Origin of the sequence: Phormidium pseudopriestleyi FRX01 (genome assembly GCF_017313335.1) — a bacterium.
Lineage (GTDB): Bacteria > Cyanobacteriota > Cyanobacteriia > Cyanobacteriales > Laspinemataceae > Laspinema > Laspinema pseudopriestleyi.
Genome location: NZ_JAFLQW010000016.1, coordinates 1 through 10,766 on the forward strand (window position 1 = coordinate 1; position 10,766 = coordinate 10,766).

Genomic DNA, 10,766 nt, shown 5'->3' on the forward strand with positions numbered 1-10,766 from the left:
ATAAAATCCATAACCGGGGTAAGTCTGATTCTGCCAGGGAAGTCTTTTCCCGTCGCGCTTGTCGCCACAAGTCACTGTGGAGGGAGTAGAGTTTCAGGAGGCAGATTCGGACTTCTACTGGGGTGGGAGGGTTTCTAAACACCTCAAATAACCCAGGGGTAGTTGCCATTTGTGCTAGAATAACCAGGTTTTCGGGGGCGGTGGATGGGCTGTCACTGGGGACAAAATACACGTCTACTTGTCGGACTTCGCTGGGAATATCTCGACTGGTTTGGACTTGGCCGAGATAAGCTAATAACTCCTCTAAATATTGTTTGGCAAATTGGTCATGAGCGGTTCGGGTCATGTTATTCTTTCCATAGTTCACTGAGTTTCTCTAGGAGGTTTTGATCAAGAGGGGTGACTCCATAAATACAAGCAGGATAGCAGGCTGTTATTATTGCTTAACTCATCCCCCTTGCGAGGTAGATTTGGGGAAAGAGCAGTCGGCTTCAATTGCTAAAATGGTTAAGGGGGTCTGAACCCCAAACCTATCTAACTTTAATACCGCTTAGGGTGGTAAAATTATGTGTGGAAGATTTAGCTTTTATCAAGCCCCTGAAACTGTGGCTGAGTTGTTTCAGTTAGCGGGAATTCCTCAGATAAAACCCCGATATAATATTGCGCCGACTCAATCGGTATCTACGGTGTTGCAGCAGGAAGAAACCCAGGAACGTCAGTTCCAGATGATGCGCTGGGGTTTGATTCCTTTTTGGGCTAAGGATGTGAAAATGGGAGCAAAACTGATTAATGCTCGTTCGGAAACCGTGTCCGAAAAACCTTCGTTTCGATCGCCTTTCAAGCATCGTCGGTGTTGGATTCTGGCTGATGGGTTCTATGAGTGGGAAACGACGGATTCAGGAAAACAACCGTTTTATTTTCAACTGAAGGATGGAGAACCCTTTGCATTCGCTGGGTTGTGGGAACGGTGGCAGTCCCCGGAAGGGGAATCGATTGAGTCTTGCACGATTTTAACGACGGAAGCAAACGAACTGATGAGTCGAATTCATGTGCGAATGCCGGTAATTCTGTCTCCTACGAGTCGCGATCGCTGGCTGGATTCGGCAACCCCTCCGGAGGAATTGCACCCATTACTGACGCCTTATGACTCACAAGAGATGATCGGCTATCCCGTGAGTCGGATGGTGAATACGCCTAAAACTGACTCCCCGGACTGTGTACAACGGATCGCCGGGGGAGAAGAATGAATCACTCTCTCAATTATCTCCCCCTGGCTGCACTTGCCGATCGCATAAGTGAAAATGACTTTTTAACCCAGATTGCCGGAACTCCTTTGTGGGATGACGCACAGGTGAGGATTACCTCAGATTGGCAACCGCCTGGGGAGGGTCAACTGGCGATCGCCTCTCGGCATGAATATGCTTTAAGTTGGCTATTCCAGGAACTCAAAACCCAGACATTTTTTACTGAACTTCTCGACTCTGAATATTTCTATCGGTATTTGGTCAAAGCCTTGTGGCGGCATCAGTTCAACTGTTTACAAGACTGCAACTCGGATGAAATTTCTGATGGCGATCGCCACTATTGGGAACAGGAGTTAAATCTGGATTCCCCCACCCTTTCTGACTCACTTCGGGCGAATTCTCCCAGTCGCGTTATCGCCGGAACTGTTCACGAGGAAGATACCCCAACTGGACTATTGCAAGCGGTTTTAGTTGCTGCCGATCGCCTTTTTCTCACAGAATTTGTGGATTTATTTGTGTATGGCAGCTTGATGCGGGGAGAAATCAATCATTATTTATTAGAAAATGCTGAATACATCGCAGATGATGCGATCGCTGATGCCGACTTATTCAATTTAGGCCCATATCCCATGTTCGTCCCCGGAATGGGAACCCTGTATGGTGAATGCTATCACATTCCCTTACAAATTATCCCCAATCTCGACCGATTGGAAGACCATCCTCACTTTTATCAACGACTGTGGATGCTATGTTTGAGTGGTCAAACCCGCTTAGTTTATCAAGGGTTTGCCTCACATATCAAAGGCTGTCCGCAAATTGTCAGTGGATCTTGGCGCGATCGCCACTGATATCAATCAAATCCGGGTCCACTCCGGTGAATCCGTTGGTCCGGGTCAGATGGATTCCGGGTTTAACCCGGGAATGACAACAAGGGGTCAATTTTGAGGAAATCACCGTATTTGATATCAATCGAGGGAGTTCCCCCGATTGATTCAACCCAAAACTAAAGGAAATTCTCATCGTTATATTACCACTCCGTGAGGATGGGACAATGAGTCATGCTGAAAAAATCCCCATGTTTGATAATAATATGACGCTTGGAATCCAGAGTAATAATTCCGTCCCGGCGCAGTTTACCTAACATTCGGGTAATCGTAACTCGACTGGTGGCGATCGCCGTTGCCAGATCATAATGGGTGAGTCTGACTCGTAAACGAGTTCCCTCTGCAACCGCTTCTCCCATTTCCTGTTTGAGTAGCAATAATAACTGAATTAACCGATCTTCTACCTTGCGTTGACTGCTAATCGCCAACATCGCTTCTACCTGTCGCATTCGTCGCATCAGTTGAGGGAACATTTCCCGGGCTAAATTTGGCGATGCTTCCACTTCTCGCAGGGAAAACCACATCAAATAAACATCTGATAGGGCTTTAGCGTGATAGGTTTGCAGGCAGCTAAAGGACAGACTAAAACACATGGACGGACCCACCCATCCTAACAATACCTCTTCCCCAGTGGGATAAAGCATACCCAGTTGCACCAACCCTTGAGCAACTTGCCAAATCCCTTGAGATAAAATCGGAATATTGTCGCCTTTGGCATAAAAATGCAGTCGGCGTTCTTCTCTAGCGAGATGCCTATCAGTTTCTGGAAAAGCCTTAAGCGTTTGGAGCATATCTATATCCTATCCCTCAATAACAGAGGTTACAAGCTTTAGGTTTACTCTATCGGCTTAAGGTAAAGATTAGGTAATCCTTGGCGGAAATCTGGGTTAAGATTGGGTTCCCATTTGGTTATGCCAAATTATTTTAGCCCTTTTTCTTTTTTTTGCGGGATTTTTTTGAGTTAGAGGGTAGGTTAGGATACAGGAGTTCTAAGCGTAAGTGATCCCGGATTTCAGGTTTTAAATATTTCTGATGCAGGGGTTGCCACTCTAACCAGGACAAATAGCGGTTTTCTAGCAGTTTTTCGGCTAAAGTCGGAAGGGAGTCCTGAAGATTGCAGCCCAAAACTCGGGAGAGAGTTTCAGTTAAAACGACGCCATCTTGCATTTTACCCAAAATTTCTTGAATCTCTTTGAGGTCCTCAACATACTCTGAATAGGCTTTCCCATAAAACTTCGTAAACAAGCTCATTTGATAGCGCACTCGCTTGACTTGCTTGCGGAGATCATGGAGGGTTTCTCCCTGTTTTGCAAATAATTCCTCGACCTCAGTCTCGGTGAGGTTATCGATTTTCACCTGACCTTTTTTAGTTTTGATTCCCAGTAACCACCCGGGATGCAAAAAGAGGGCGCTGACTTCGGGTAATAATAAATCAGGAAGAATGTATTGAATTGGCACTTGTGCCATTTCTCCGTAACTGGGGCAGTTTAACCAGTCGGCTAAACTGTTTTTAAAGGACAGATAAATTTCGCTGTTTAGGGTCTCCCTGACGGCATCAAAGGCGTGACTCCGTTCGGATTTTAAGAGGGTGAGGGCGCGTTTGAATTCCTCTTTTTCCTGGTCGGGTAAGGTATCTTTATAACCGCTTTCTAGGGTTTCTAGGAGGACATCTAAATCCCGCAAGCTGCCTAGACTGTGGGAGATTTTGCCAATTTGACTTTGGCGGGCGGCTTTGGGTAAATCCAATGCCGGTGCAAATCCTTTGGCGGCAGATCTCAGTCGGCGCATCCCGACTCGCATCTGGTGCAGGGCTTCGGGAGCGCGATCGCTTAAGACATCCTCTTCATATTGAATCGTTTTTTGGAAATGTTTTTCCAGGGCAATTTTGGCCCAATCTCCGAGGGTATTGGCGGACTGTTTGCTATCGGATTTCATGATGGAATAGCACTCCTTGCGCTAGTTTTGATAAGAGAAAAATGCTGGGGCTGAATATGATTAGCGGGAAGCAAAATCGATTGTATCACACTTTTCCCCTGAACGGTTATTGAAAAACTTCAGAGGTGAGTGAGCTAGATTCATCGAGAATCGCTTCCGGTTGATATCGCCAGGGTGGAATCGTGATATCCAGGGGTTTGCTGATCCACAAGTCATATCGGACTGCACAGTCTTCGGTTTGGCAGGACCGCAGGAAGGGTTTGCCGGTCCAGATTTGACAGCTACAGAGGGGTTTGGGTTCTTCAATGTCATAACCCCCGTTAATGGGTCGCAGTTGGAAGAATTCGATATGCCAATGTGCCGGTTCCACGGCAACACATTCGGTAATGCAGTCGGACGGTAAATCGCTCAGGGTTGAGGTCGGGTTTTTATAGGGTTTGATGGCGATGGGGAGGTAGTCGATATCCAACAGATAGTTGTTAAAGCCGAGATGGTTGGCGCGTTGGACGATTTGCTGCCATTCATGGAGGGACTGTAATTCCCCTTGGCGTGGGCTGGTTTGTTCAAAGTAATATCCGCCAAACAGCCAAATCAGTTTGGCGAGGATGGTTTCCACCCGCTGGCGATCGCGCTGTAACAACTCCACATCTTCTGGTAATAACATCCGTCCCGGGACCGCCCACCAATATTCCCAAGTCAACTCGCCATCGAAGGGGACCAACCGTTTGACCAATCCGGGAATGCGATCGCGCAATTGGATCTTACGAATCTCTGCAGTCGTCCCTTCTTCCGGTGATGGCAAGGGTAAGTTTAAATGAGCTTGCAGGGGATGTTCAGGGGCGCTGGCTTCTTCTGGGGACATCACCGCTCGATTTTGGACCGTTGGAAGCTTACTGTATAACATGATTCATTTGCCTCTTTTCTTCTGCCCTATTATTACTCTCTTTAAGGATAATTCCTCTGGCTATCCTTGACATTCCCTTCTAGGCAGGTCTTAATCTTTTTTTTAGAAACTTAGCCCGTAAAATTATAAATTATCAATCTGCGATGAGACGGACTGATATATAAAATCCTACCAGGGGGGAGCATCTCTAAAAAATCCCCCTTGGCAGAATCTGCCAAAATTTACGAGGAATGTTCAGCCTAGGGAATCAGGCCGATCGCCACTGTATAGCAATCCTAAATGATTTATGCCCTCTCCTGCTCCCCTTTGGGTCGCCGACGAGAAAGGGGTGAGGGCATTCCACAACTGATTTAGGACTGCTGTAATCAAATGCGATCGCCCTGCAATCACCACTGAGGCATAGACATCAACAAAGCCGTCGCCGTCGTTGCATCCACGGGTCTGGAAAACAAATATCCCTGACCCGATTCACATTGCAAAGCGCGCAGTTGAGCCAACTGTTCCAACGTCTCCACCCCTTCAGCCACCACATCCATATCTAAATTGTGAGCCAAATCGATACAAGTGCGAACAATTTCTAAACTTTCCGCCTCACTGCTCATCCGACTCACAAAAGAGCGATCAATTTTCAAAGTATCAATCGGCAACCGTTGCAACCGACTCAGGGAAGAATACCCCGTCCCAAAATCATCAATACACAACTTAATTTGCCGTTTTTTGAGCTGATTGAGCAAACTCGCTGCCGACTCTGCTGCTGCCATAATTGCGGTTTCCGTAATTTCTAGCTTCAAGCAAGCACCACTCAACCCGGTTTGCTGGAGAATTTTGTCAATATAATCCACCAGTCCCGGATTGCCAAACTGCACCCCCGCAACATTCACACTCATGGTCAAAAATGGAGCAGACCCCCCGACTCCCTCCCCTCGTTCTGAATTTGGGAGGATTAAACCCAAGGATTGCCATCGTTCCTGCCACTGCTGCAATTGCCGACAGGCTTCCTCTAGGACCCATGCGCCCATTGGCACAATTGATCCGGTTCCTTCAGCAACGGGGATAAACTCCCCGGGTAGCACAAAGCCCCGTCGAGGGTGTTGCCACCGCACTAGGGCTTCAAATCCGGAAATCTGACCTGTTTTTAAGTCGATAATCGCCTGGTAATACAGGAGCAACTCCTGCCGTTTGAGGGCGAGTCTGAGGTCGGTTTCCAGTTGTAACATCGCCAACGCCCCGGAATGCATTTGTCGTTCAAATACAGCGGTCCGTCCTCCCCCCATTGTTTTGGCATGATACATGGCTGTGTCTGCGGCGCGCAAAAAGTCTTCAGGCCGTTCTAAGTTTTTGCCGGAGGAGGATTCGGTGCCGTTGCCATTGGTTAAGGTGGGCTGCGCCTGACTATACTCTGGAGTCTGGGGAAAGTTAATGGCAATGCCGATACTGGCAGTGCTAAACATATCATGACCGTTGATTTGAAAGGGGAGGGTGAGTTCTTTATGAATGCGATCGGCAATGGCGAGGGAGGTGGCCGGGTCGTCAATTTCATCGACGAGAATCGCAAATTCATCGGTTCCCACCCGGGCTAGGGTATCTTTGGGCCTTATACAGGTTCCCAACCGGCGCGCTGTGGCATTGAGTAGGAGGTCTCCGACTAAGTGTCCGAAACTATATTTAATGATGCTAAACCGATCTAAATCGATAAAGAGGACGGCAAACCCATAATGAGGACGGCGTTTTGATTGACGCAGCGATCGCCCTAATCCGTTGAGGAACCATGCTTCATTGGGCAGTCCGGTTAGGGGGTCGTAAAAGGCATTATATAACAGTTGTTCCCGGTCTTTGTTGCGATCGGTAACATCATGGACAACGGCTAAATGGAGTCCAGAAATAAAATTAGCGCGGGCAGAATATTCGACATCTCGAATGGTTCCGTCAGACCTCATAATTTTGAGTTCTCCGGTGTCTCGACCCACAGCGCGGAATTTGGTAAAGCCGGTTTTGAAATCACAGGTGGATTCTATATACTTATAAATCGGCTGTCCAATTAAGTCTTCTTTGGAGAGTCCTAAGAGGGTACAAGCGGCAGGGTTGACGTTGGTAAATTGGCCGAGGTCGTTGAAGATCGCCATCGCATCGAGGGCGCACTCGAATACAGCCCGAAGTTGTCGTTCGTTCGCTTGCATGGCTTTTTCCGCCAACAAGCGCGATCGCCGTCCGGCAAATTCATGCAATTCGCGATCAATCGCCGGAATCAATCGGGCCAGGTAATCTTTCATCACATAATCGTGCGCACCGGCTTTCATTGCGGCGATCGCTGCATCTTCTCCGATTTGCCCAGAAACGATAATAAAGGGTAAATCCAGTCCCATCTGTTGCATCACCGCTAATGCCTCGGGTGCGCTAAATTGGGGTAAAGCATAATCAGCTAAAATGAGTTCCCAATTTTCCCGTTCGAGGGCGTTTTTCATGGACTCGGGATTGTCTACTCGTTCTACGGTCAAATCATAACCGCCTCGTTTGAGTTCGCGCAGTAGCAATAAGGCATCATCCTCAGAATCTTCTACCATTAGTACCCGCAACGATCGCCCCATTTTCATCCTCCTTCGTGGTTTTGGCCTGGAAAAATATTGGGTAAATTTAGGACTATATCGCGTCTAAATCATTCTGACATAGAGATAGCGAGCAAGATGTTTGTGCTGAAGCACTTGCGGCGCCAACGCACTCCAAGGTTCTTGGTCTTGGATCCATTGTCAAATTCATTTAGGGTCGCTATATATCGGATTTTTAAATTGGCTATTATTAATTTATTTTACAACAAAATTGCTCCAATTCATCCGTTTTAAATTTTATTTTAATTTTATTTAAAATTTAAAAATTGAGTTGAGTTGAGCAATTTTTTAATCTGTATTAATTAATTTGATATTCATAATTAAAAATATATTCCTGGTTTTTTGTCTGTTATGACGGCTACAATTTATCGGGACAAAATGTCACAACCGACAAAACATTAAAGGGATGCCGGTTGTGATTACAGGTGCAAAATCTTCCCAGGGGAAGCCATTGCAGCCCAATTACAGGGTAAAATAAAAGGTGGCACCACAATTCACTTCGGAGGTCGCCCAAACTTGGCCGCCATGACGCTGAACAATCCGAGAGACTGTCGCTAAACCAATCCCTGTGCCTTCAAATTCGCTGGTTTTGTGCAGGCGTTGAAAGGGCGCAAAGAGTTTATCGGCATAGCTCATATTAAAACCCGCCCCGTTATCTCGGACAAAATACAGGGTTTTGTTAGCAGGACTGGGGGAGTGCTTTCCTTCAGCTAGGACCGGGCGATCGCTGATGCCAAATTCAATACAGGAATTGGCGGTTTTACTGGTAAATTTCCAGGCATTACCCAGCAAATTCTCAAACATCACTTGCAGCAGATGTGGATCTCCATCGGCCATCAGACCCTCGGCAAATTTAAACCGGACGGGGCGATCGCGTTGAGTCTCTTGCAGTTCCGTGGCGATCGCCCGGGCCATTTTACTCAGATTCACTGGCTTTCGTTGCATCTGAGTGCGGGTCACCCGAGAAAGACTTAAAAGGTCATCAATCAGTTGATTCATGCGCTCAGTCGCGGCACAGACTCGCTGTAGATAATCTTTCCCCGTCTCGTCTAAAACCGTTTGATAGTCTTCGATGATCGCTTTGGCAAATCCCCCGATCGCCCGCAGGGGAGCACGCAAATCGTGAGAGACGGAGTAACAAAAGGCTTCCAGTTCTTGGTTCGCGGATTGGAGTTCGGCAGTGCGTTCGGTGACTCGTCGTTCGAGTTGAGCGTTGAGTTGACCAATGGCATCTTCCCGTTGACAGCGATCGCTAATATCACAGTCAAACACCGCCAGATGAGTCACCTCACCCTGGGAATCCATCGCCGGATAGATTGACACCTCAAAGTGAGCTTGGTTGCGAACTTCTTTAAATCGCACCGGCTTCCCAGTTTGAATGACTTGTTCCAGATAGTTTCGCCGCACTTTAGCCAACCAGTCCGGGAGTCGGTCATAAATACATTGTCCCACCGCTTCCGGCAGTTGCAGTCCGAGGCGTTGTGCTGCCATGCGGTTACTGGCTAATAGGATGCCCTGGGGATCAACGAGATATAATGATTCCGTGGTGGCGTTTAAGAGTGCTAAAGTTGTGGGATCACTGGCGATTCGGGTTTCTTCCAGGGGGACCGTGGCGATCGCACCCCCGCTTTGTTGCATCTGTATTTCCTGGGTTTGGCAATTGGATCTTTGGATGGGGCCACTCCAGACCCCCGTTGAACCACAAATCTGTTGTAGTTTCTGCCAGTATGTATCCACAGTCTCACTCGAATCTAGCTCGGACGGGGTTACGCTCCCCGAGGGCGGGTCTATATCCCCCAAAATTTCGCACAAGGTAGCGTTTACTTTGAGAAATCGTTCCTCTAACTGAGCGATCGCCAGAGGAGAGGGCGACTGCTCATCCAGACTGGAGAACCCTTCTCCCTCGTCAAATTTGGATAATAACTGGGACGAGGGATTGAGGTTATCCCCTTCTTTCCCCTCGCCTGCCATCGGTTCCCCCCGAAAGAAAACTAGGGAATTTTCAACCGATTTCAGGGATGCTGATGCAATCCAAGAGGCCGGTTTGTTCCGGTTTAACCGAGTTTTGAAACGGTCAGTGACTCCGGTTATGCTGATTTCTGCACCCGTCCCTAAATCCGCCCTAGTTGGGGTGAAAATTTCCACAAATTTATTCTCGAATGTTCCAGGATTCACACTCCAGGATTCGTCTTTTGCTGGCTTCTCAATCTTTTGGGCTGCAGAGTAAGTTAAGCCGTTTTCCTGGTGTAGAATCCGCCAGGATAGCCAACAGTATTCACCCGTTTTTTGACGATATCGATTTTTGATATGACAAACTTGGCCGATATCGCCAGCTTGTTCACTCATTAAAGTCCGGTGACGATCATCAGGATGGATCAAGTCATGCCAGGAGTGCGATCGCAATTCTTCTAGGCTCCATCCGAGAACGCTTTGCCAACTGGAGTTGAGCTTCAGGAAATCTCCTTCACGGTCTCTGATGCACAACAGTTCCCTGGATAAATTAAAAAATACCTGCATTTCCTCTGGAACGATCTCTGCCGTTACCCCCATTGCTTTGAGCCGTTCAATCATTTTTTTTGTCCCTAGATTGCCACTTTTCATCTATCGTCTCCCTGACAGCTTAATTGCTCCCCTGTTTATCGCTTCCGAGGCACGATTTGCCGATCCAAGTTTTTTCTTGCTTTGAGGCTGGATTACCTGAGAGTTAGAGCGATTTTTATTGGGGCAAGTTCCTCTTCATTGGTCACTTTTTCTAATTATTGTTCAATTATAATTGATAGCTAGGAATTTGGGAGCTTCTGTTGTCAAAATTTGACCGAACCCGGCGATCAGCCTTTTTCCTTCAAAGTCAACCGGATTTCCTCTCCCGCGATCCCTGTCTTCTGACTGTATTAGCGCGACGGTTCTAGTTTCCACTCCACTTTAACCTCCCTCTTCTGATTTAGAGTATTTCCACCCAGTCACTCTGACTTTATCTGAATTATTGCCAATTTCAGAAATACTTTATAGTTTTTTAATTTCCAGGCTCTTATCCAGGTTGACTCCGTTTAAATCCGTGACCCGCACTTTCTATTTTGAGTAGATTCTCGCCTTAAACTCCTATTCTGTAACCCTTTAAGCTCAATTCATTCTTTTGATTGATGACTGCTCAAACTCCCCAAAATTTGAGAACCAGACTCGTTCTAAATTTGACCCG

At 47.2% G+C, this 10,766-nt stretch carries 8 protein-coding genes and 1 pseudogene; 2 read left to right on the forward strand and 7 right to left on the reverse strand.

Going from position 1 to position 10,766, the window contains the following annotated elements; all coding sequences use genetic code 11:
* Window positions 1-346 (reverse strand): annotated as a pseudogene (locus J0895_RS00575) (hypothetical protein); the annotation flags it as partial.
* Between the two features lie 220 nt (window positions 347-566).
* On the opposite strand from J0895_RS00575, the gene J0895_RS00580 reads away from it, so the two are divergent.
* Complete coding sequence (locus J0895_RS00580) at window positions 567-1,247, forward strand: SOS response-associated peptidase (RefSeq protein WP_207086206.1); 681 nt, start codon at window positions 567-569, stop codon at window positions 1,245-1,247.
* Window positions 1,244-2,092, forward strand: coding sequence for a gamma-glutamylcyclotransferase family protein (locus J0895_RS00585; protein ID WP_207086207.1), 849 nt, complete (start codon window positions 1,244-1,246; stop codon window positions 2,090-2,092). The genes J0895_RS00580 and J0895_RS00585 overlap by 4 nt, the downstream gene beginning before the upstream one ends.
* On the opposite strand, the gene J0895_RS00590 is transcribed toward J0895_RS00585, so the two are convergent.
* The 6 genes from J0895_RS00590 to J0895_RS00615 all read right to left on the reverse strand — a co-directional run bounded on the left by J0895_RS00590 (window position 2,064) and on the right by J0895_RS00615 (window position 10,141).
* Entirely contained in the window at window positions 2,064-2,264 is a 201-nt protein-coding gene (locus tag J0895_RS00590) for a hypothetical protein (RefSeq protein WP_207086208.1), read from the reverse strand. The genes J0895_RS00585 and J0895_RS00590 overlap by 29 nt on opposite strands.
* A 7-nt stretch (window positions 2,265-2,271) precedes the next feature.
* The gene (locus tag J0895_RS00595; protein WP_207086209.1) at window positions 2,272-2,919 is read right to left on the reverse strand and encodes a Crp/Fnr family transcriptional regulator; all 648 of its coding nucleotides are present in this window, start codon (window positions 2,917-2,919) and stop codon (window positions 2,272-2,274) included.
* 133 nt (window positions 2,920-3,052) lie between these two features.
* Window positions 3,053-4,063, reverse strand: coding sequence for a CHAD domain-containing protein (locus tag J0895_RS00600; protein ID WP_207086210.1), 1,011 nt, complete (start codon window positions 4,061-4,063; stop codon window positions 3,053-3,055).
* Between the two features lie 106 nt (window positions 4,064-4,169).
* Window positions 4,170-4,967, reverse strand: a complete 798-nt coding sequence (locus tag J0895_RS00605; protein WP_207086211.1) for a hypothetical protein — start codon at window positions 4,965-4,967, stop codon at window positions 4,170-4,172.
* Window positions 4,968-5,353: 386 nt separating this feature from the next.
* Complete coding sequence (locus tag J0895_RS00610) at window positions 5,354-7,528, reverse strand: putative bifunctional diguanylate cyclase/phosphodiesterase (protein ID WP_242540944.1); 2,175 nt, start codon at window positions 7,526-7,528, stop codon at window positions 5,354-5,356.
* 504 nt (window positions 7,529-8,032) lie between these two features.
* Window positions 8,033-10,141, reverse strand: coding sequence for a PAS domain-containing sensor histidine kinase (locus tag J0895_RS00615; protein WP_207086213.1), 2,109 nt, complete (start codon window positions 10,139-10,141; stop codon window positions 8,033-8,035).
* Between the last annotated feature and the right edge of the window lie 625 nt (window positions 10,142-10,766).